The sequence below is a fragment of the Flaviaesturariibacter aridisoli genome (genome assembly GCF_004343705.1).
GTDB lineage: Bacteria > Bacteroidota > Bacteroidia > Chitinophagales > Chitinophagaceae > Flavisolibacter > Flavisolibacter aridisoli.
On sequence record NZ_SKFH01000011.1, the window covers coordinates 75575 to 98672 of the forward strand.

Here is a 23098-nt window from a genome sequence, read left to right on the forward strand (position 1 = left end):
CAATCGACCATTGTGATCAAGGATATCATCTTCGACCTCGGGGGCGTGCTCATCGACTGGAACCCCGACTATGTGTTTGACAAGCTGTTTGAAGGGCGCCCCCACGACAAGCAGTATTTCTACGAGCATATCTGTACTTCCGACTGGAACGAGGAACAGGACGCAGGCCGCCCGCTGCAGGAAGCTACCGAGTTGCTGGTGCAGCGGCATCCCGAATGGAAAGAACCGATCGAAGCCTTTTACGGGCGCTGGGAGGAAATGCTCGGCGGCCCCATCCAACCCACGGTGGAACTGTTTCGCCGCCTGAAGGAAAGCGAACGCTACCAGCTCTACGCCCTCACCAACTGGAGCTCGGAGACCTTTCCCGTAGCCCTGGAGCGCTACGACTTCCTGCATTGGTTTCACGGCCGCGTGGTGAGCGGTGAAGAAAAGATGCGCAAGCCGGCGCCGGCCTTTTACCAACTCATCCTCGATCGCTTCGACCTCGATCCGGCAACGACCCTGTTCATCGACGACAACAAGCGCAACGTGGATGCCGCCGCGGCTATGGGTATCCAGTGCATCTGGTTCCGCTCGCCGGAGCAACTGGAGCAGGAGCTCAGGAACCATAACCTGCTGCGGGTCTAAGAGAAAGAACGCGGATTTTTATAATGATTAAGATTAGCGCGGATTTTGGCTGCGTAGAACAAGGTCATAAACAATCATAATAAACCCACGTGTTCCGCTTGCGGAACCCGCGTTCTTTCTCTTACTCCAGCACGGGCCGCAGCCACTTCTCGGCTTCATCGATCGACATCCCTTTGCGCGCCGCGTAATCTTCCAGCTGATCGCGGCCGATCTTGCCGAGCCCGAAGTAGTGACTTTGCGGGTGGGCAAAATACCAACCGCACACCGATGCCGGCGGGTTCATGGCCAGGCTTTCCGTAAGCTCAATGCCGATGTTCTCCGTCACGTTGAGCAGCCGGAACAGCTTCAGCTTCTCCGTATGATCGGGGCAGGCCGGGTAGCCCGGCGCGGGGCGAATGCCGCTGTACTCCTCGCGGATCAGGCTATCGTTCGACAGCTGCTCGCCCGACGCATAACCCCAGTGCTCCTTGCGCACGGCTTCGTGCAGACATTCGGCGAACGCCTCCACAAAGCGGTCGGCCAGGATCTGCACCAGTATCTTGTTGTATTCGTCGTGCTCGGCGGCATAGCGGTCGATATGCCCCCGCGCGCCGTCGATCGTAACGGCGAAGGCGCCCATGTAGTCGGTGCCGGCCCCCTGTCCCCCGAAGGGGGCACTTAGATCGACTCCTTCTTCTGTATCTGCGGGTTTAATAAAATCGGAAAGCGCATAACTAGGCTGCCCGATAGCTTTTTTCATTTGCTGACGAAGGCTCTCCAGGTGCACCTTCTGGCCCCCGGCCTCGAGCACGATGGTATCGCGCCCGTTCGACAGCGCCGGCCAGAAGCCGATGACGCCATTGGCGGTAAACCACTGTTCCTTCACGATCGTCTCCACCATCTTTCGCGCGTCGTTGTACAGGCGCGTTGCTTCAGTGCCGAAGATGGGATCGCTGAGCACTTCCGGAAAGCGGCCGGGCATTTCCCACCCGATGAAAAAGGGACCCCAATCGATGTATCGGGCGATGGTAGCCAGGTCAAACGCGCGGAAAACCTGCACGCCATCCACCTTCGGCTTGACGGGCGTATACCGGCGCCAGTCGAAGCGCTCCTTGGTCACGACGGCTTCCTCGTAGGGAATGAGCACCTTCTGGCGCTGGCGGCCCAGGAACTGGTCGCGCAGGGCATCGTACTCGGCGCGCACGTCGCGCAGGAAGGCAGCGTTCTGCTCCTTGTTGAGCAGGCTCGTTACCGCAGTAACGCTGCGCGAAGCATCAAGCACGTGGAGCACGCCGCCGGCGTATTCGGGCGCAATCTTCACCGCCGTGTGCGTGCGCGAAGTAGTGGCGCCACCAATCAGCAGGGGCTGCTTCATGTTGCGCCGCTTCATTTCGCGGGCGATGTGTACCATCTCGTCGAGCGAGGGCGTGATGAGGCCCGACAGCCCGATGACGTCTACGTTTTCTTTCACCGCCGTGTCGAGGATCTTGTCGGCCGGCACCATCACACCGAGGTCGAGCACCTCGTAGCCGTTGCAGCCGAGCACGACGCCCACGATGTTCTTGCCGATGTCGTGCACGTCGCCCTTGACGGTGGCCATCAATATCTTAGCAGCGCCCGCCGGGGCGATCTCGCCGCGGGCCGCGCGCTCTTCTTTTTCTTTTTCAATAAACGGCGTCAGCACCGCTACGGCCTTCTTCATCACGCGGGCGCTCTTCACCACCTGTGGCAGGAACATCTTGCCCGAACCGAACAGGTCGCCCACCACGTCCATACCCGCCATCAGCGGGCCTTCGATCACATCGAGGGGCTTCGGGTATTTCCGACGCGCTTCTTCGGTGTCGGCGTCAATATGGTCGGTAATGCCGTTCACGAGGGCATGCTTCAGGCGCTCTTCCACCGAAGCCTGGCGCCAGGCTTCATCCTTTACGGCTTCCTTGCCTTTGGCTTTTACGGTTTCGGCAAAAGAAACGAGGCGCTCCGTGGAATCGGGGCGGCGGTTGAGGATCACGTCTTCGCAGAGCGCGCGCAGCTGCGGCTCGATCTCGTCATACACCACCAGCTGGCCGGCATTGACGATGCCCATATCCATACCTGCCTTGATGGCGTGGTAAAGAAAGACCGCGTGAATGGCTTCGCGCACCGGGTCGTTGCCACGAAAAGAAAAGGAAACGTTACTCACGCCGCCGCTGATCTTGGCCAGGGGGAAGCGCTGCTTGATGAGACGCGTGGCTTCGATAAAGTCCACCGCGTAGTTGTTGTGTTCTTCGATGCCGGTAGCAACGGCGAAAATGTTGGGATCGAAAATGATGTCCTGCGGCTCGAAGCCTACTCCTTCCGTAAGAATACGGTAGGCGCGTGAGCAGATGTCTACGCGTCGCTGCAGCGTGTCGGCCTGCCCGGCCTCGTCGAAGGCCATCACCACTACGGATGCGCCGTAGTCGAGGCAGATATGCGCCTGGCGGATGAACTCCGCTTCGCCTTCTTTCAGCGAGATGGAGTTGACGATACACTTGCCCTGCACGCATTTGAGGCCGGCTTCAATGATGGCGAACTTCGAAGAGTCGATCATCACCGGCACGCGCGCGATGTCGGGCTCCGCCTGCAGCAGGTGGAGAAAGGTGGTCATGGCCTGCACGCCGTCGAGCAGCGCATCGTCCATGTTGATGTCGATCACCTGGGCGCCGCTTTCCACCTGCTGGCGGGCTACGGACAGGGCTTCTTCGTACTTGTTCTCACGGATCAGGCGCGCAAATTTCTTGGAGCCGGTAACGTTGGTGCGCTCACCGACGTTGATGAAGTTGCTTTCGGGACGCAGCACCAGCGGCTCAAGGCCGGCCAGGCGCAGGTAGGGATGTATGATCGTTTCGCTCACGGGGTCAATTCTTTTTCTACGGTAGGTAAAGGTCGGGGGGCCAGGTGGCGCACCTGCTGCGCAATGTGGCGGATATGATCGGGCGTGGTGCCGCAGCAGCCACCCACGATGTTGACGAAGCCTTCCTTGGCCCAATCCTCGATGAAGTGCGCCGTGTCTTCGGGCTGCTCGTCGTACTCGCCCATCGCGTTGGGCAGGCCGGCATTCGGGTAAGCCGACGTATAGCATTCAGCAAGGGTACTGAGTTCTTCCACGTGCGGGCGCATTTCCTTCGCGCCGAGCGCGCAGTTGAGCCCGATGCTCAGGGGACGGGCATGGCGCACCGACGTGTAGAAGGCCTCCAGCGTTTGCCCGCTGAGCGTGCGGCCCGAGGCGTCGGTGATGGTGCCCGAGATCATGATGGGCAGCGGCTCGCGCCCGCTTTCGCGGAAGTATTGCCGGATGGCGAAGATGGCGGCCTTCGCATTGAGCGTATCGAAGATCGTCTCCACCAGCAGCAGGTCGGCGCCACCGTCAACCAAGCCTTTCACCTGCTCGTAATAAGCAGCCGCCGCTTCGTCGAAAGAGAGCGCGCGGTAACCGGGGTTGTTGACGTCGGGGGAAAGGGACAGGGTTTTGTTCATCGGACCGATCGCACCGGCCACATAGGCGTGGGCATTGACCGCGTCGGGATGCGCGGCGGCATACTCCGTAACGGCTTCTTTCGCCAGGCGCGCCGCAGCGACGTTGAGTTCGTAGGCCAGCGACTCCATGCCGTAATCAGCGAGCGACACGCGCTGCGCATTGAAGGTGTTCGTTTCAATGATATCCGCGCCGGCTTCGAGGTATTCGCGGTGGATGCCTTTGACGATGCCGGGCTGCGTGAGGCAAAGCAGGTCGTTGTTGCCTTTCAGGTCCGAAGGCCAGTCCTTGAAGCGTTCGCCGCGGTAGTCGGCTTCGCCGAGCCCGTGCCGCTGGATCATGGTGCCCATGGCCCCGTCGATGATCAGGATGCGCTCGCGGAGCGCGTCGTGTATTGCTGACATAGAGGTTCCGTTTAAACCGCGGAAGGTTTACAGCAAGCAATACAATTAAAAAAACGATGGAAAATCGAAGAAAGGAGCTTTCCCGCGTTTATTAGTTCTGTAGAGCCGAACAATAAACAAATCCGCTGTGGGTGCAAAGATAAGGCGGAGGCCGCCATCGAATAATGGCTATTGAATAATAACTATTGAATATCGGATGGTTGCTCCTTCGTTATTCAATATCCAATAAGCATTATTCAATAGTCAATGCGCGTCAGCGCCCCGCTTGCGAGACGTAGCTTTCGATCGGCAAACGGTTCTGGAGCGAGCGGGCGAGGGTCATCTCGTCGGCGTACTCGAGCTCGCCGCCGAAGGCGATGCCGCGGGCGATGGTGGTGATGCGAACCGCGGAAGGGAGCTTCTTCTGGATGTAGTAGATAGTGGTGTCGCCCTGGATGCTGGGGCTGAGGGCGAAGATGACCTCGGCGGTCTCTTCCTTGCCGATGCGGTGCAGCAGCGTGTCGATATGGAGCTGGCCCGGTCCGATGCCGTCGAGCGGGGAGATGACGCCGCCGAGCACGTGGTAGGTGCCGCTGAACTGCTGCGTGCTTTCGAGGGCGATGACGTCGCGGATATTCTCCACCACGCAGATGACGTCCTGCTTGCGCAGGGAGTTGGCGCAGATGGAGCAGATGTCGGCGTCTGCCACGTTGTGACAGCGGTTGCAGAACTTGATCTCGCTGCGCATACGGCTCAGCACCTCGCTGAACTGCTGCACTTCCCCGGGCTCCTGCTTGAGCAGGTGCAGCACGAGGCGGAGGGCTGTTTTCCGGCCGATGCCGGGCAGTTTGGCGAATTCGTTGACGGTATTTTCCAGGAGCGCCGAGGAGAATTGCATAAGGTTACAAATTTACCTTTTTACGCCCGGATTCAGGGGGATGACGGTGCTAAAAAATGGTTACAAAAGCACGTTGGAAGGCCTACTTTCGCCGCCTCAAAACTGACTGCATGAGCTACCTTTCCCGCGCCCTGTTCGGGGCGCTGTTCCTTGTCCTGACCCTATTCGCATCCGCACAGCGCAACTGGCGCCCCGGCTACGTCGTCAACCGCGATGGTGACACCCTCCGCGGCGAGATCGACGACCGCAAGTGGAGCCTGACGCCCGCTTCCATCGCCTTCCGCCCCTCCGCGCAAGACCCCCTTTCCGAGTACGGTGCCCGGCAGCTCAACGGCTTTGCCGTGGCCGACGGCGACCTCTATGCCGTGCAGGAACTGGAAGTGGACGATGCCCCGGTAGACATGGCCTACCTGGTGGACATTACCGAAAACCGGAGCAACCTCCGCCGGGTATTCCTCCGCCGCCTGTATGAAGGCCACCTGGTCTCCCTGTACGAATTGCAGGAAGCCTCCAAAACACACTTCTTTATCCGCGACAGCAGCGGCACCTTTACGGAGCTGCAATACCGGGTCGGCTACATTCCCGGCACACGCACTATCGATACGCGCCGGGGCTTTCGCAACACCCTGTATTTATACGTACCCGACAAAGAAAGCGCGCTGGCGGAAGCGGTGCGCAATGCCGAGTACAATTCGGAAAGCCTCCTGTTACTCTTCCCCAAACTCAATGCGGAACAATCCCTGAGCCGGAGCGAGCGCCTCCAGCGGACGCGTGGCATTCGCCTTCAGGTGTTCGCCGCCGCCGGCATCGTGACCAACTTCGTTCAGCTTAAGTCAACGCCATCGATGGCGCAAACACCGCCCGAGAAATCGACCGCCGACCCGCTTTATATTGCCGGACTTGAACTGAGTGAAAAGAACCGCCTGCAACACTTCTTCCTGCGCCTCGCCTTTTCCTACTCGTCGTTCAGCTACAGCGGCGATGTAAAGCTTCCTACCGCGACGATCACTTACGAAGCCAGGAATGTCAAGACGTTCCGCAGTGGCGTTTCCGTCCATTACCAGCATCACTTCGGACGGCTGAAGGCGTACCTCGGCCCCGGCGTTGCCTTCGAATATTCCAAGGTGGATTACACCAACATCCCGCAGTTCCAGGAATACCGGGGCATGGTGCCGCAGATCGGCGGCGGCCTCCGTTTCGGCCCTGTTTTCGTTGCGGCCGATTACCGCTTTCCCACGCAGAACCGCTTTCTCTCCGGCGCGCTGCTCTATGCAGGCTTCTGCTTCTGACCGGGCATCCCGCATAAAAAAGCCCCCGCCTTGAGGCGGGGGCTTTTTTATGACTCGTTATCGGCCCGGCGGCTGGGGCAGCTCGATCTCGATCTCGTTGTCGAGATCGGGCTTCACGGTAAGCTTGCGCTCTACCGGCAGCACGATTTCGGGCTGGCGCTTTCCGCCAAAGAAACGGCCCGCGTCCCAAATACCGTTACCGTTGCGGTCGAAAAGCAGGCGCAGGTCGTAGTCGCCCGGCGGGAAGAGGTCGCGGCTGAGGGTGCCGCTGCCCACGGGCGCCGAGAACACGACCTTGTCGCCCTGCACGAATTGCAGCACGGGGTTGCTGGAGGGAACGGCACCGCGGAAGCGCAACAGCAGCTTGCCGTAGTCTGTAGTTCGTTTCGCGCTGAATAAGACCGTGTCGTTGCGCAGCTGGCTGCGGCCGGTGGTATCGGTGGCGAAGTCTTTTTCGAGGATCAGCTGGTAGCTGGCGCCCTCCGTCCAGGCGCTGCGCAGGCTCAGTACCCGGCGCGTGCTGTCGAGGCGCAGGCTGGCGGGCACCGCGGTCGCGCTGTCGCGGTAGAGGCGCACCTTGCTGCTGTCGAAAGTTTTCACTTTGTTGTCGAAGGTGATGCGGAAGTCGCTCTGCAGGTCCTGCGTGCCGGGTGCGGTGGTGTATTTGAGGCGACGGTCGGTAGCGGCCTGCGGCGTCGAACGGGGTGTGCCCGAGGGTGAAGCGCCATTGGTGACAGCGGGCGTTTCGCGGTAGGCATAGAGCTGCAGCGGCGTATTCCCGCGGCCCGTCGTCACCGAAGAATCCAGGAAGCCGAACAGCTGGTTCTTGGCCAGGTAGCGGCGGTTGTTCTTGTCTTCAAGCACATACACGGCAAAGGTGCCCGCCGGCAGGTTGCGGAAGCGGAAGCGCCCCTCGGCATCGGGGTGCGTGATGTAGCGCGGACCCTGCGTTACCACGGCGCTGTCCTGGAGGTTGCGGTACAGTTCCACCAGCAGCGTGCTGTCGGTGCCGCCGGTCTCGGCAAGGGTGACGATGCCGTCCAGCGACAGCGAGTCGAGCGCGGGGCCGGTGGAAAAGGTATAGTCGAAGTCGCGCAGAATATTGCCTTCATTGAAATCGCGGATGGCGCTGCCGAAGTTAAAGGTGTAGGTGGTATTGGGCTCCAGCGTGTCTTTGAGACGGATGGTCAGCGTGCGGAGGCGGGTGGAGATCTCGGGCTGGATCTCGTACATCGGCGACACGGTCAGGTTGGTCCGCGTTTCCTGCAGCGTGATGTATTCGTCGAAGGTAAGCTCGATGGTCTTGCCGCGGAAGTTGGTCGTGGAGTCGGGCGGAGAAGAGCGCACGAGGCGCGGCGGCAGGCTGTCGCGCGGGCCACCGGCAGGCGGAACGATGTTGGCGCAGGAGTTTCCCAGCTGCGCCAGGATCAGCAGCAAAAAAGCGGCCGCCGGAAAAGAAAAGCGGTTCATGTTCCGGCAAACATAATTCCTTTCCGGCGGCAGCCCTGCTAAGAAAGCGATAATCTTACTTGTCCAGTACGAACGACACCGACTGGGTGCGGTCCGACGAAGGGCCCACCTGCACCCGGAACTCGCCGGGCTCGGCTACCCATTGCAGCGCGCTGTTGTAAAAACTCAGCTCGTTCACCGTCACCGGGAAGCGGATCGTGCGGCGCTCGCCCTTGCGCAGGTTCACTTTCCGGAAGGCCTTGAGCTTGCGCACCGGCTGCGTCACCGATGCCACGGGATCGGCGATGTACAGTTGCACCACCTCTTCGCCGTCATAGGCGCCGCTGTTGGTAACGGTGACGGAGGCCATCAGCGTTTCGCCGCGGCGCAGGTGCGTTTTGTCGAGCGTCAGCGGACCGTAGGTGAACTGCGTGTAGCTCAATCCGTAGCCAAACGCGAACAGCGGGTCATTCGACACATCGAGGTAGTTGGAGCGAAACTTCTGTCCTTCGCCGGCGGGTTGCGGGCGGCCGGTATTCTTGTGGTTGTAGTAAACGGGGATCTGCCCCACGTTGCGCGGCCAGCTCATGCTGAGGCGGCCCGACGGGTTGTAGCGGCCGAAGAGCAGGTCGGCGAGCGCGTTGCCCGCTTCGTGCCCGGGAAACCAATACTGCAACAGCGCATCCGCCTGGCGGGCTTCGTTTTCGATCGTCAGCGGGCGGCCGCTCATCAACACCACAACGATCGGTTTGCCGGTAGCCTTCAGCGCGGTCAGCAACGCCTGTTGCGACGCGGGCAGCCCGATGTCAGAGCGGCTTGCTGCTTCGCCGGTAAATTCAGAAGCCTCACCCAGCACGGCTACGATCACGTCGGCGGCCTGTGCCACGGCGAGGGCCGAGTCGAGCAGTTGCTTCGAAGTACCCGGCCCCCTATCCACGCGCTCGCCGAATACGTTGGCGCGCTTGGCCAGCGCCGTGTCGTCGGTGATATTGGCGCCCTTCGCGTACAGCACGTTCACCCCGCTCTCGCGGCGCAGGGCCTCGTAGATGGGCACAGAGGTTTGCGCATCGCCGCTCACCGCCCAGGTGCCGAGCATGTTGCTGCGGTTGTTGGCCAGCGGCCCGATGAGCGCGATGGTGCCGCGGGCTTGCAGCGGCAACAGGTTGCGGTCGTTTTTCAGGAGCACCGCCGAGCGCGCGGCATAGCGGCGCGCGGCGGCGCGCATGGCGGCATTCTGCACGGTGCGCCGGGCGCGGTCCGCATTGCAATAGCGGAAAGGGTCTTCAAAAAGCCCGAGCTTGTATTTCGCTTCGAGCACCCGGCGGCAGGCCGCGTCGATGTCGGCCAGCGTCACCTTGCCTTCCTTCAGCGATTTTTGCAGCGTGGTCAGAAAGCCTTCGCCCACCATATCCATATCGATGCCCGCTTTGAGGGCGAGGCGCGACACTTCCTGCAGGTCGCCCATGCCGTGCTCGATCATCTCGTTGATGGCGGTATAGTCGGTCACCACAAATCCTTTAAAGCCCCACTGGCGGCGCAGCAGGTCGGTCATCAGCCAGCGGTTGGCCGTGGCGGGGATTCCGTCGATCTCGTTGAAAGAGCTCATCACGCTGCCCACACCGGCGTCGACGGCGGCCTTGTACGGCGGCAGGTAGTACTCGTACATTTTGACGCGGCTCATGTCGGTGGTGTTGTAGTCGCGGCCGCCTTCGGCAGCGCCGTACAACGCGAAGTGCTTCACGCAGGCCATCAGCGTGTTGTCGGCCGAGAGGTCTTTGCCCTGGTAGCCGCGCACCATCGCGGCCGACAGCTGGCTGCCCAGGAAGGGGTCTTCGCCGGCGCCTTCGGCTACTCGGCCCCAGCGCGGGTCGCGGGCAATGTCGACCATGGGCGAGAAGGCCCAGCTAAGGCCGTCGGCGGTGGCCTCATCGGCCGCCATGCGCGCGCTTTCCTCCACCAGCGCCGTATCCCAGCTGCACGACAGCGCCAGCGGTATCGGCCAGGTGGTCTTGTAGCCATGAATGATGTCGGACCCGAAGAGGAGCGGGATCTTGAGCCGGCTGCCCGTAACGGCGAGGGTCTGCGCCTGCCGGATCTTATCTACACCGATCACGCCGAACAATCCGCCCACCTGCCCGCGACGGATCTTGCTCTCCACATCCGAGCTCACCACGGCCCCCGTGGCTACGCCACCACCGGGGGTCAGCAGGTTCAGCTGCCCGATCTTTTCCTCCAGCGTCATCCGCTTCATCAGGTAGCCCACGTACACGGTCATGCCGGAAGATCCGTTCTGCGCAAAGAGGCCGCTTACGGCGAAGAGCAACAGGAAGGCTAGGGTGGCTTTTTTCAACAGTATCATAAAAGCTGTATTTCTTGGTTTTATAAGGACACAAAGGAAAGTCAGGACCGCTGCAAACCCGAACCGCGTCGTGCGGAAAAACGGGGTTGACGTAGTATTGATGTAGTGCCGGGGCTAGTCGGAACGCACGGGCTCCGACTTCGCTCCCACTCCACCTTCATTAAACGCCTCGATGCGGAAGTAATAGGCCCGCTCGCGGTCCATCCCTTTGAAGTAATATTCGTTCACGCCATACAACAGGATGTTGCTGTACAACTTGTCGGGCGATGTGCCCATGTAGATGTTGTAGCCCGTAGCCCCGTCTACCGGCGACCATTTGATCCAGGCACTGCGCTTGTCTTTTTCGGTGCGCAGCACGAAGAAGGCCTTCGGAGGCGGTGGCGGCGTCACGTTGCCTTTGCCGAAAACGCGGAGGCCGCTGATGGCGAACTTGCCCGTGGGCATGTGGCTATTTTCCAGGCGGATGTAGCGCGCCTGCACCGGCGTGGCGAGCTCCACGTAGTCGTGGGGCACGTCGCTGCGGTTGTGGCGCTTGTCGGCGATAACGGTCCAGCGCTTTCCGTCGGTGGAAGCCTTCAATACATATTGGTGAAATACACCGCTGCTCTTGCCGAGAAACTCCGCATCCTGGTCGGCGTAGTTGATCTGCACCGCCTGCACCGTGGAAACCGCGCCGAGGTCGCTTTGCAGCCATTCGCCCGGGCCGCCCGACACGGCGCTCCAATAGGTCTTGATCGACTCATCCACTGCGTTGTTGGCAGCGTAGCCACCCAGCGTGCTCGACACTTGCACCGGCTTGTTGTAGTTGAGCAGCATCCAGCCCGTGAAGCCGCCGTCCCCATTGGGCGAGTAGCCGTCCGCGCGCGCCGCCCCGGGCAGGTAGTGCGGGTAGTCGCCGAAGGCAGTGTTGCAATACATGACGCCGCTGCTGTCGAAGCCCGCCGGCCAGAGGCCGAGGCGGCGCTCGAAGTTGTTCTTTACCGAAATGCCGATGGTTGATACGTGCCAGTAATTGCCCCAGCGGTCCTGGAAGGTGGCGCCATGGCCGGCACCGCGTGCAAAGCCGCCGGCTTTCCACGACAGCGGGTCGGACTGCGGCGTGAAGGGCCCGAGCGGACCGTCACCGACCACCACACCGTCGGCATAGCCGCTGAACTCGGTACCGGGCGCGCCGTATTGCAGGTAATATTTTCCGCCGTGTTTGGTCATCCACGCGCCCTCGATGAAGGGATCCAGGAACGTATCATCCAGGTATTCGCCGAAGCGCTGCCAACCGTAGCGCCAGGGCTCCAGCAGGTACATTTCCTGCCGTGTGCCAATGGGCCGCAGCGTCTTCCGGTCCAGCTCGATGCCGTAAAGCGGGTATCGGTTCGAAGAGCCGTTGTATTGATACAGCTTGCCGGGATCATCGGTGAAGAAAGCCGGGTCCCAGCCGCCGATCTCGAAGGAGTCGACGAGCGGCTTCCAGTCATTCCCCTTCGGATCGGTGCTCATCCAGATGCTGAAATTCTTTGTGTAGGTCGAACCGAACACGATCATCGTATCGCCCAGCACGCCCACGGCCGGCGCGCAGAGCTCGTCGTAGGTACCGGTATTCCAGGGACGCAGGAAGCGGCGCGACACGTAGTTCCAGTGCGAGAGGTCGGGGCTCCACCAGTAGCCCCATTGGTTGGTGGAAAACAGGTAGTAGTCGTTCTTATATATCACGATCACGGGGTCGGCGGTGGCGCGGTGCCGTCCCCATTCGGCAAAGGCCGGGATGGGGGTGTAGCCGTAATCGAGGTTTACCGGGTTGCAATAGGTGCGCTGCGCGCCGGCATAGTAAACGCCAACGCACAGGAGGCAGCACAATAGTGCGGTATGCCGTTTCATTTGAGGTAAGGGCTTTTAAAATTCAGCTTGCGCAATCCGCCCTGGACCTCCGGGCAGCTCATAAACAACTTCCACAGCAGGCCGCTGCGGTAGTTCTCGATCATCGCCACGATCGGTCCCTGGTCGATGGCCAGGTAGGACTCGGCATACCAGTCTTTGCTTTCGCTGAAGGCGTCGCGAAAACCGTAGGGCCCCCACAGCTTCGCTTTCTGCGGACCGTAGAAATACCGGAGTGCCTTCATCGACTCGGCCGGCGAATAAGGAAAGGCCGACAGTGCCGCCGTGGGCGTGATCACGCCCAGGTCCTCCGTCGGCGAGTGCGCGGCATAGCCCACCCAGGAGTCGGATGCCGTCAGGCCCCAGCAGTTCTCGCCGTAGCCTTTGTACTTCTTCGGGTTCTGCACGCAGTAATGGTGGTTGATCTTTGTATGGGCCGTGTTCTGCTGCCAGTAGTCGGCATAATCGTCCTTCAGCCCGTGCGGGTCGAGCCCGAGAAAGGAATACTGGCTGAAGAACAGCGGGCCGCCCCAGTCGAACCCGAGGGGCAGCACCGTGCCGAGGAAGGTCCTTCCGTTTTTGAAGAAATTGCTTTGCGCCCAGCCGCGGTGGTACACCGATGCCGGCACGGGATACCGATCGGCAGAGGCGGCCAGTATATATACAATAAGGCACTCGTTGAAGCCGCGGATCGGGAAGTTCATCGCCCAACCGTTGTTGGGACTCCAGTGCCAGTACAGCACGTCTTCGCCGCCCTTGGTGAACCAGTTCCACTCCACGTCGCTCCACAGCCAGTTGATGCGGTTGCGCAGTTCGCGCTCCACGTTGTTGTCACCATTGAAATACTGGCGCGCACAGAGCAGCCCCTGGAAGAGGTAGGCCGACTCAACGAGGTCGGCGCCATCGTCTTTGCGGCTGAACGGTATGGTGCGCCCCGTAGAGCCGTTGAGCCAGTGCGCGAACACGCCGTGGTACGCATCGGCCTTGAGCAGGAAGTTGACCATCTTCAGCAGGAGGCGCGCCGTGGTATCGCGACCGATAAAGCCGCGGTCCACGCCCGCGATGAGCGCCATCACGCCAAAGCCGGTACCGCCGGTGGTGACCACTTCGTTGCCGTAACCAAAGCTGTTGTTGCTCCGCTCGCGCGCCATGCCGCTTACGGGGTGGGCGAAGTCGGTGAAGTAGCGCAGTGTGGCCTTTTGCACGGTGTCGAGCAAGGCAGCGTCCGATAGTGTTTGCGACGAAGCGGGCGCAGCAACGGCCAGCAGGAAGACGAAGAGGAGCAGTCGGATCGGTTTCATGTGTTTGGTTTTACAGGTAAGGCGCGCTGAAGCCCAGGTTGCGGAGCCCGTTCTTTACTTCGGGGCAGCTCGTGAACAGGTTCCAGAGCAGGCCGCTGCGGTAATTTTCCATCATCACCACGATGGGCCCCTGGTCGATAGCGAGGTACGAATCGGCAAACCAGGGATCCTGCAAGCGGAAGGCGTCGTGCGGGCCATAGGTGCTCCAGAGGCGATCGCCCAGCTTATAATAGAAAAAACGGAGGGCCTTCATGGATTCGGCAGGCGTATACGGAAACGAAGAGAGGGCCGCGGTAGGTGCAAGGACACCCACATCGTTGGTCGGCGACGAGGCCGTGTAGCCATTCGGGATGTCGCTGGCGGTGAGGCCCCAGCACTGATCGCTGTAGCCATAGTATTTTCTCGGGTTGGCCACGCAATAGTCGTGGTTGATGAGCGCATGATTCACCACCTGTGTCGTATAGTTGGCATAGGCATCGGTGAGCCCGTTGGGATCCAGGCCCAGGAAGGAGTAGTGGGAAAAGAACAGCGGCCCGCCGTATGCAGGACCCAGGGGCAGCGGATGCCCGTAGTAGGAGCTGCCGTTGCGCATGCCCCCGCTCTGCGCCCAGCCCTGGTCGTACACGCTGCGCGGAATGCTGTGGGTGTTGGAAGAAGCGGCCAGCACATACGTGATGAGGCATTCGTTCCAGCCGCGGATGGGCATGTTCATCGCCCAGCCACCGCTGGGACTCCAGTGCCAGTACAGCACTTGCTCGCCGCCCTTGCGGAACCAGTCCCACTCCACGCGGTCGACGATTGTATTGATGTCGTTGCGCAGCGCGGCCTCGTCGGCAGCGGCGCCGCTGAAATATTGCCGGGCGCAAAGCAGTCCCTGCACGAGGTAAGACGTCTCCACGAGGTCGGCGCCGTTGTCGGCCGGGCTGAAGGGTATGACCACGCCGGTAACACCGTTGAGCCAGTGCGGGTAGGCGCCGTGAAAGGTTTGCGCCGTGTTCTCCAAAAAAGCCACGGTCGTTTGCAGGCGCTGCAGCGCCTGTGCCCGCGTAATGAAGTTGCGGTGAGCGCCCACGAGCAGCGCCATGATGCCGAAGCCCGAGCCGCCCGAGGTCACCACGTCGCCCGACGTGTTACGCTCGCGGGCGAGGCCGCTGACGGGGTGGCCGAAGTCGTAGAAATACCGGAAGGCCTGCAATTGCGTTTGCTCCACAAGTGCGGTGTCGGAAAGAACCGGGAACTTATCGCTCGAGTCGATGCCGGTGAAGATCGTAAGGGTGGTGGCCGGCGAAAAGGCGCCGCCGGTGGCGGAGCGGAGGTCGCCGGAGAGGGTGATGCTGTAGCGGGTAAGTGGTTGCAGCGCGGTGGCCGGCGTTACTTGAAGCACGCTGTCGTTGCCGGCGTAGGCAAGGCTGTAGGTGACGGCGCTGCCGGTGCTGCTTTGAAAGGAGAGGCTGCGGCCGACGCTCGCGCGGTCGAGCGGCGCGGTAAAGGCGAGCTGCAGCTGTGGCTGCCGCAGTGGCACGCCAAAGGCGGTGAGCCCCGTTGCCGGCACCCCGTTGACCTGCAGGGAGGCGAGGCCGAAGCCGGGTACCGGTGCGGGCACCACGGGAGCGGCTCCTTCGTTTTTCTTTTTACAGGAAAAGGCCAGGAGGACCAGCAGGGCCACTTGGAGCGGGCGTTTCATATGGTTCGTTTAAAAAAACCGGGACAACGCCTTCGTTGTCCCGGTTCGTTCGGAGAAAAATTAGCGGCCGGCTTTTTCCAGCTGGTACAGCGAGCTGATGTCGGTATCGCTGAGGGCCGAATACCATACGCGCAGCTCGTCGATCTGGCCGTTGAAGAGGCCCTGCCAGGTTTGGGCGGCCGAGTTGGCGAAGCCCGTGTTGGCGTTCGGGAAGGCGCCGATGAGCGACTGGTAAGGCGTGGTACCCACGATGCCGCCCAAGCCTACCGGCGGGTTGCCGTCGGTGCGGTGACGGAAGTTGTTGTTCGACACCAGCACGCCGTCGGCGAAGATGTCGATGTTGGAACCCGTGCCGTCGTAGCGCATTACGTAGTGTACCCAGCGGTTGGCGCCCTTAACGGTTTTGAAATCGGTTTCCCGCACACCGTAATCGTTGATGTTGTCGCCACCGCGACGGTTGCCGTTCGAATAGGTGCTGAACGCGGAGTGAAACACCAGGGTGTCGTTGTAAGCCACCGGCTTGTTGTTCTCGAGGTACATGTTCACCGGGCCGGTGTTCCAGTCGCTCTGTGTGGCGGCGCTCTGCGTGAGGGCGAATACGCTGGTGGTGGCCGTGGTGCCGTTGTTGGCGGTCTTCACCCAGGCGCTCACCGTAATGCTGCCGATGTTGGCCACGTTCAGTGCGGCGATGGAAGGATACAGCACGTACCCGTTGTTCAGGCCAAGGGCCTGGCTGCCCGCAGGACCGGATACGAACGAGGTGCCGGCGCTCGAGGTCGGCGCGGTGTTCGACATGCCTTCATTCAGCGTGCCGTTGAAGGTCCAGTGTGCCTTCAGCGTGGCGGCACCCACTTCGTTCGAGTTGTTGAAGCCGCCGATCGGGTCCGGGGGCGCCACGTCGTTGTCTTTCTTTTTGCAGGACGTCATCATCATGCCGCCCATCAGGAGGGTCAGAGCGCCAACAGTCAGTCGGCTGGTCATCTTGTTCATAAGTGTTGCAGTTTAAAAATTAGGAATGACTAAAAGAGTTGAATGCGTTGTTTAATAGCCGTTGTTCTGGTTGATCCGTCCACCGCTGAGGTCGATCTGCGTTTGCGGGATGGGAAACACTTCGTTCTTGTTGTCTACAAACGTCTTGCCCAGCGCCCGCAGGATGGTGCCGGCCCGCCCTTGCCGCACGATGTCGAAGAAGCGGTCCTGCTCCATGGCCAGCTCCAGTCGGCGCTCGTTCCACACCGATTGCTGCGTGGCGGGAACCGAGGTCAGGCCGGCACGTGTGCGGATGGCGTTGAGGTCATTCTGGGCTTCCCCCGCATGTCCCGTTTGCAAACCCGCTTCGGCATGGATCAGCAGCACTTCGGCATAACGCACGATCTTGACGTTCTTGGGCAGCCGGTCGGTATTGCCACTGCCGCAATAGGGATCCACGCGGCGGCCGAAGTAGGCCTTGTAGTTATACCGGTCGTTCTGCACCGCATTGCGGGGCGGGATCTGGAAGCCGTCCCACAGCGTCGTTCCGTTGGGCTGGATGAATAGGATGGTGGCGTCGCGGCGCACGTCGTTCGCCTCGTAGGCAGCGGCCAGGTTATCGCTCGGCGTATTGAGCCCGAAACCCAGGTCGGCCCAGCCGCCCACGCCGCCGGCACGCGGTCCCTGCGCCACCACGTAAAAGGGCACCGAAGCGTTGCAGTTGGCATCCACACCGGTCTGGATCTCGAATACCGACTCCACGTTGTTGTCGGCGAGGGCTTTGTTGCGGAAGTTCTGTGCGTAGTTGGTCACCAGTCCGTATTTGTTCGATGCGATCACCGCATCGGCGAGCTCGTAGGCCTTCTGGAAGTTACGCTGATACAGGTACACTTTCGCCAGCAGGCTTTGCGCCGCCCCCTTGTTGGCACGCCCCGGCTCGGTACCGGGATCGCCTTTTGCCGGCAGGCTGTCAACGCCGTACTGCAGGTCGTTGATGATGGCCGTATACACCTGGTCGCGCGTGGCCCGTACGTTGAATTCGTCGCTGGCGGCATCGGCCAGGCTTTCCGGCACGCGCAGCGACAGCGGCACGCCGCCGAAAAGACGTACGAGGTTGAAATAAAAATAGGCGCGCAGGAACCGTACTTCCCCGATCAGCGTCCGCTTCGTGACGTTGTCGATCGTACTGCCCTCGAGCACTTTCAGCGCATTGTTGGCGCTGTTGATGCCGCGGTAGTGGCCGTTCCAGAGGCGGTCTACATAAAAGTTACGGCTGTTCAGGTCGCTGGTGAAGTTGTCGAAGCCCACGGCTTCCGGCGACTGGTCGGCGGGGGTGCTGCCCTTGTCGGCGTCGTCGGAGGCCACGTCGGTGGCCATGCAGAAGATGATGCCGTGTACGTCGTCGCCGAAGCCGCCCTGGTAAAGCTGGCTATACACGCCCGTAACGAGGCGGCGCGCGATGGTCGGGTCGCCGGCAATGGAGTTTTCGGTGAGCTCGCCCGGCGGCTCTACCTCCAGGAAGCTGCGCTTGCAGTTGGTAAAGGACAGGGCCAGTACCAGCGGAAGCGACAGGAAGGTCAGTTTATGGAGTGATCGCTTCATACGTCAGAAATTTAAGTTTACGCCAAAGGCATAGGTTCGGGTAGTCGGGTAGGCATTGAGCTCGATGCCCTGGCTCAGCGGGTCGCTGCTGGCGAGCTCGGGCGTGAAGCCCGAATAGTTCGTCAGCGTATAGAGATTTTGCGCGGTGAGATACACCCGCAGGCCCTTGATGCCCCAGTTGCTCCAGCGGGCGCCCTGCACGGTATAGCCTACCGTCAGGTTGTTGATGCGTGCAAAGGAGCCCGACTCGAGGAAGTAGGTGGAATGGGGCAGGGCATTGAGGTTGGCGCGCGGAACGTCGGAGCTGTAGTTGGCAAAGGTCCAGCGGTCTTCGGCCACGCTGGCCTCGATGTTGTCGCGCTGGTTGAAGCGGGCCGCCTTTTTACCATTATAGATCTTGCTGCCCAGCGCGGCATAGATGGCTACGCTCAGGTCGAAGTTCTTGTAGGCAAACGAACTGTTGAGGCCCAGGGTCACCTTGGGCAGGTACGAGCCGGAGAAAACGCGGTCGTTGTCGTCGATCTTGCCGTCGTTGTTCTGGTCGATATAGCGCAGGTCGCCGAGCGCGGGCGCCTGCCCGTTGATGGTGATGGGCGTGCCGTTGCTCGTGATGTATTGCGCCAGCTCTTTCTGGTTGTGAAACACACCGTCGGCTTCCAGCATATAGAAGGAGCTGATCGGCTGGTTGTTGTCGGTGGCGGTGGTGCTGCCCTTGGAGCCGACGAAGCCCGAGAACACCGTTTGCCCGCCGCGGAGCGCCACCACGTTGTTTTCGTTGTAGCTCGCGTTGACGCCCAGTGTATAGCGCACCTGCTTGCCGATCTTGCCCTGCCAGTTGAGCCCCAGCTCCACGCCTTTGTTGTCGATGCTCGCCAGGTTGGTATACACGAGGTTGGTGAGCGTGCCGATGAGGATCGGCACCTGCACGAGGGCGTCTTTCACTTCCTTGCGGTACACGTCCAGCTCACCGGTAAGGCGGCCGTCCAACAGGCTGAAATCGAGGCCCAGGTCGGTCTCCGTCGTCGACTCCCACTTGATGTTCTTATCCACGAACGTGGAATAGTTGATCCCGGAATTATACTGGCCGTTGAAAAAATACGGCAGGTTGTTCTGGATCGTCTGGATGCTGGCCGACAGCGGGATATTGTCGTTACCGAGGCGGCCGTAGGAGGCGCGCAGCTTCAGGTAGTTGAACAGCTTCTGGCCGCCCATGAACTTCTCGTTGCTGATCACCCAGCCCAGGCCGATGGCGGGCGAGTAGGAATACTTCTCGGTGAACTGGGAGGTGCCGTCGGCGCGGAAGGTGCCGGTAACGAGGTACTTGCGGTCGAAGGCGTAGCTGAGGCGCGCGATGTAGGAGTTGCGGGTGCGCTCGGCGGCTTCGGAGCTGCTCTTCTGCGTCGACTCGTCGCCCTGGCTCAGGTAGCGGAGGCTCGGGTCGGCGGGTACGCCGTTGCGCGATGCGATGCTGCCGTTGCTCAGGATGCGCTCGGCCGTGGTGCCCAGCAGCAGGGTGAAGTCGCTGCGGCCGTAGGTGCGTTGCGCGGTCACCGTATTGTCCCACACCCAGCGGCGGTTGCGCTCGTCGCGTACCTGCAGCAGGCTCTTGTCGTTGCGCTGGTTGCCGCCGGCCACCAGGAAGGTCGCCGTGTCGTTGGCAAACTGGTTCGTGTAGATGTTGCGGTTGTTGAAGCCCAGGTCCACACCGAAGGAACTGCGGAAGGTGATCCAGCTCACCGGCTTGAAGTCCAGCGCGAGGGTGCCCTGGAAGCGGTTTTCCGAATACACGTTGTCGTTGCCTTCGATATCGAGCAGCGGGTTGCCCACGTTCTGGTAGGCCGACGTATTGCCGTAGCGGTTGCCGATCTTGGAGGGAATGATGGGCGCGGCATGGTACGCGTTGTTGTAGGCGGCGCCCAGGTTCACGTCCTGCGTCCGGCCGTTGCTGAACGAGATGAGGCTGCTCAGGCGGAACAGCTCCGACAGCTTGTAGTCGTTGTTGGAGCGGATGGTGAAGCGGCGGAACTTGCTGTTGAGCACGATGCCTTCGTCGGCAAAGTAGCCGGCGCTGAGGAAATAGGTCACGCGGTCGCTGCCGCCGGACACCGACAGGTTGTGGTTCTGGTAAAAGGCGCGCCGCAGGATGGTGCCGTACCAGTCGGTAGACGTGCTGGTGGCGGCCGGGTCTACGAGGATGTCGCCGTTGCCCGTGTTGACGCTGGCTTCGTTGATGTAGGTGGCATACTGCTGTGCGTTAGCCATCTTCACCAGGTGCGAGGCCTCACGGAGGCCCACGCTGCCGTCGTAGCTGGTGGTCATGGCGCCGACGCGACCTTTCTTGGTGGTGATGAGCACCACGCCGTTGGCGGCGCGCACACCGTAGATAGCGGCGGCGGAGGCGTCTTTGAGCACGTCCACCGAGGTGATGTCGGCATTGTTGATGTTGCGGATATCATCGGTGATCACGCCATCCACTACGTAGAGCGGGTTCACGCCACCGAGGATGCTGCCCGTACCGCGGATGCGCACCACGGGTGCGGAGTTGGGAGCGCCGGAAGAAATGATCTGCACGCCGGCCACCTTGCCCTGCAGGCCCTGTGTGGCCGTCAGTACCGGCTGGCGCGCCAGCTCGGTTCCCGACACCCGCGACACGGCACCGGTCACATCGCGCTTGCGCTGGGTGCCGTAGCCCACCACCACCACGTTGTCCATCAGGCTTTCGGCAGCCACGAGGCGCACGTTCATGGCGCCGTTGCCGATCGGCACCGTCTGTGTCTGGTAGCCCACGTAGGAGAAGGTGAGCGTCGTTACGGCGTCCGGCACATTGAGGGTAAATTGTCCCTGCGCATCGGTGCTGGTTCCGGTGCCGGCACCCGGCACGGTCACCGAAACGCCGGCGAGGGGCTGCCCCGCGCTGTTCGTCACGCGCCCGCTGACGGGGCGGTCGGCCGGGGGGCGGGAAGCCCCCTCCGGCTGGAGCACTACCACGTTGTTGTCGAGGAGGCGGTAGCTGATGCCCCGGCTCGGGAGCAGCTGGTCCAGCACGGTGCTCAGTTCGGCATCGCGCACATGCAGCGTCACCGGCTGCTTGCCGGCTACGATCGTTTCGTTGTAAAAAAAGCGGTAGGCGCTCTGCTGCTCAATGAGGTGCAGGGCCTGGCGCAGCTCGGTCCGGTCCAGGGCCAGGGTCAGCTTGTTGGGCAAACCGGCGCGGGAGGCCGCGGGCAGCAGCAACAGGAACAGCAACGCCAGGCCGAGCCGCTGCAGGAAGGAGCGGCGCGCCGTCGGTAGGGTATCTTTCTGAGTGTTCATAAGCAAGACATTTAATGGAAAAAAGTAAGGCTTCGCGTCGGGCGTGTCAGGAGCTGTTGCAAGGCAGTCGGTACATCATGTATCAATTGTTTTGTAGTGACAGCAGGAGGTACCCGCCGGCCTGCGGCTGCAGCCGGAAGCGGGCAATGAGTTGCAGCTCGGTGAGCGCCTGCGCGAGGCTCTCGTTCACAAAAGCCCCGGACACGCGTTCACCGGCGAGGCTTTCGTCGCCCACCGTTACGGGCACGCCGTACCAGCGGGTCATCCGGGCGGCCAGCACCGACAGGGGCTCGTTGCGAAACACCAGCTTATTGTCTACCCAGGCGGTTTCCACCACTTCTTCCGATGCGGTGTGTTCCAGGCTGCGCAGCTCCACCAGCGGCCCGCCCGTGGCCGTGTCGGCCGCCGCACGCACCACCAGCTTTTCGTTCGGGCGAAGGCGGTAGTTCTCGCCGGGGCGCTGGCCGAGCGTCAGCTGCACCTGCCCGCGGAGGAGGCTCGTTTCGGTGGCCTCACCGGGGTAGGCCTTGACGTTGAAGGCAGTGCCCAGCACCTTTATTTGGACATCGCCGGCCTGTATGGTAAAAGGCAGGGCGGCATTGTGGGTGACATCGAAAAAGGCCTCGCCGGTAAGCACCGTATGGCGGTGGGTCAGCCCGAAGCCCTCGGTATAGGTCAGGCGGCTGCCGGCATTGAGCCACACCACCGTGCTGTCGGGGAGCAACACCCGCGAGCGCGATCCCGGGCGGGTACTCACCTCGCTGTGGCGGGCGGAAAGCGTCTGGACGGGTGCCGCCGCGGAACGCAGCCACAGCCAGGCGCCCAGCAGCAGCGCCGCCGCGGGAAGGGCCAGCCAGAGCGGGCGCCGCCGCGCCGGGGGGCTGGGCAACACCGCGGGCGCGGGTGCCGGCTCCTCAAGCGGGACACCTGCTTCCCGCAGGCGCTCCAGGTGCCGCTCCCAGGCCGCCGCCGCTTCCGCGGAACGCGGGGGCGTAGGCTGGCCCCACAGTTGCTCCAGCGTTTCTGCCGAATAACGCAGGTGCGGGTAGGTGCGGCGCAAGTGCGTCCACTCCTCCTCCTCCTCCGGCGTCCATTCGCCAGACAGCTTCCGGGCTAACAGTGTCCAATAACGTTTTTCGTTCATAACGGTGGCGTACAAGGGTAAAGACCGGTGAAACCGGCGGTACCCCTAAAGCAGGGCAAACTATTTTTTGGAGGGGATGTAGTAACCGGTTAATCGATGAACCGGTTACCAGGGTAATCTAGTTGAGCGAGGTTTGGCCGGCGGGCTGCAGTTGCCGGTCGATGCGGCGCAGGGCGATGCTGATCTGCGTTTCCACGGTCTTTACCGACAAGCCCAGCAGCGCGGCGACTTCCTTGTAGCGGAGGCCTTCTTCCTTTACCAGCCGCAGAATGAGCTGGCACTGTGCCGGCAAGCGGTTCACGATCGCCTCGATGCGTCCGCCCGCTTCGCGGCCCAGCAGCAACTGCTCGGGGTCGGAGGCCGAGCCGGCGGCCAGGGCTTCCGAATGCGCCTCGGGCAGGTGGGCGTGGCGACGCTCCTTGTCGCGGGCATTGAGGGCGGCATTGCGCACGGCGATGTACAGGTAGAGGTTCGGGTTCGCGATCTGCTCGAGCTTGCCCCGGTTGATCCAGAGCCGCAGGAAGACGTCCGATACCACCTCTTCGGCCGTGAACCGGTTGTGGGTGATATGCCCCGCAAAAGCGACCAGCCGGTCGTGGTAGCGGAGAAACAGGTCACGGTAGGCCCCGGCGTCGCCCGCGGCCCCGATGCGTTGGATCAGTTCACTGGTAGAAAGGTCCTGTAGCACAGACAATCGTTTCAAGTGTGTGAGGCTTACCAAATCTAAGCGAATATCA

General features: G+C 61.7%; 15 protein-coding genes. 2 read left to right on the forward strand and 13 right to left on the reverse strand.

Translation table 11 applies throughout. The features are described from left to right. Nucleotides 1–12: 12 nt before the first annotated feature. A complete protein-coding gene (locus tag E0486_RS09070) occupies nucleotides 13–627 on the forward strand; it encodes an HAD family hydrolase (RefSeq protein WP_131851846.1) in 615 nt (204 codons plus the stop codon). Between the two features lie 121 nt (nucleotides 628–748). On the opposite strand, the gene metH is transcribed toward E0486_RS09070, so the two are convergent. From metH to recR, 3 genes are all read right to left on the reverse strand, one after another. After that, nucleotides 749–3481, reverse strand: coding sequence for a methionine synthase (gene metH / locus E0486_RS09075; RefSeq protein ID WP_165917260.1), 2733 nt, complete (start codon nucleotides 3479–3481; stop codon nucleotides 749–751). Continuing rightward, complete coding sequence (locus tag E0486_RS19205; RefSeq protein ID WP_165917261.1) at nucleotides 3478–4506, reverse strand: homocysteine S-methyltransferase family protein; 1029 nt, start codon at nucleotides 4504–4506, stop codon at nucleotides 3478–3480. The genes metH and E0486_RS19205 overlap by 4 nt, the downstream gene beginning before the upstream one ends. Nucleotides 4507–4759: 253 nt before the next feature. After that, nucleotides 4760–5383, reverse strand: coding sequence for a recombination mediator RecR (recR, locus tag E0486_RS09080; RefSeq protein ID WP_131851847.1), 624 nt, complete (start codon nucleotides 5381–5383; stop codon nucleotides 4760–4762). A gap of 110 nt (nucleotides 5384–5493) precedes the next feature. On the opposite strand from recR, the gene E0486_RS09085 reads away from it, so the two are divergent. After that, entirely contained in the window at nucleotides 5494–6672 is a 1179-nt protein-coding gene (locus E0486_RS09085; RefSeq protein ID WP_131851848.1) for a hypothetical protein, read from the forward strand. 57 nt (nucleotides 6673–6729) lie between these two features. Here E0486_RS09085 and E0486_RS09090 read toward each other — a convergent pair whose 3' ends face one another. The 10 genes from E0486_RS09090 to E0486_RS09135 form a co-directional block, all read right to left on the reverse strand. Further along, nucleotides 6730–8142: an Ig-like domain-containing domain gene (locus E0486_RS09090; protein ID WP_131851849.1), complete on the reverse strand. Its 1413-nt coding sequence runs from the start codon at nucleotides 8140–8142 to the stop codon at nucleotides 6730–6732. Nucleotides 8143–8197: 55 nt separating this feature from the next. Next, nucleotides 8198–10480 carry a beta-glucosidase BglX gene (bglX, locus tag E0486_RS09095; RefSeq protein WP_131851850.1) on the reverse strand — a complete coding sequence of 761 codons (2283 nt, stop codon included), beginning with the start codon at nucleotides 10478–10480 and terminating at the stop codon, nucleotides 8198–8200. Nucleotides 10481–10594: 114 nt separating this feature from the next. After that, nucleotides 10595–12352, reverse strand: coding sequence for a discoidin domain-containing protein (locus E0486_RS09100; RefSeq protein ID WP_131851851.1), 1758 nt, complete (start codon nucleotides 12350–12352; stop codon nucleotides 10595–10597). Next, nucleotides 12349–13650, reverse strand: coding sequence for a glucoamylase family protein (locus E0486_RS09105; RefSeq protein WP_131851852.1), 1302 nt, complete (start codon nucleotides 13648–13650; stop codon nucleotides 12349–12351). Before E0486_RS09105 ends, E0486_RS09100 begins: the two co-directional genes overlap by 4 nt. Before the next feature lie 10 nt (nucleotides 13651–13660). Further along, nucleotides 13661–15334 (reverse strand): glucoamylase family protein, encoded by a 1674-nt coding sequence (locus E0486_RS09110; protein WP_131851853.1) that lies wholly within the window; start codon nucleotides 15332–15334, stop codon nucleotides 13661–13663. A gap of 60 nt (nucleotides 15335–15394) precedes the next feature. Continuing rightward, nucleotides 15395–16324 (reverse strand): LamG domain-containing protein, encoded by a 930-nt coding sequence (locus tag E0486_RS09115; RefSeq protein ID WP_131851854.1) that lies wholly within the window; start codon nucleotides 16322–16324, stop codon nucleotides 15395–15397. A gap of 51 nt (nucleotides 16325–16375) precedes the next feature. Beyond that, a complete protein-coding gene (locus E0486_RS09120; RefSeq protein WP_131851855.1) occupies nucleotides 16376–17905 on the reverse strand; it encodes a RagB/SusD family nutrient uptake outer membrane protein in 1530 nt (509 codons plus the stop codon). A gap of 3 nt (nucleotides 17906–17908) precedes the next feature. Continuing rightward, entirely contained in the window at nucleotides 17909–21217 is a 3309-nt protein-coding gene (locus E0486_RS09125; RefSeq protein ID WP_131851856.1) for a SusC/RagA family TonB-linked outer membrane protein, read from the reverse strand. A gap of 82 nt (nucleotides 21218–21299) precedes the next feature. After that, nucleotides 21300–22361, reverse strand: a complete 1062-nt coding sequence (locus E0486_RS09130; protein WP_131851857.1) for a FecR family protein — start codon at nucleotides 22359–22361, stop codon at nucleotides 21300–21302. Nucleotides 22362–22479: 118 nt separating this feature from the next. Next, nucleotides 22480–23064, reverse strand: coding sequence for an RNA polymerase sigma-70 factor (locus tag E0486_RS09135; protein WP_165917262.1), 585 nt, complete (start codon nucleotides 23062–23064; stop codon nucleotides 22480–22482). Between the last annotated feature and the right edge of the window lie 34 nt (nucleotides 23065–23098).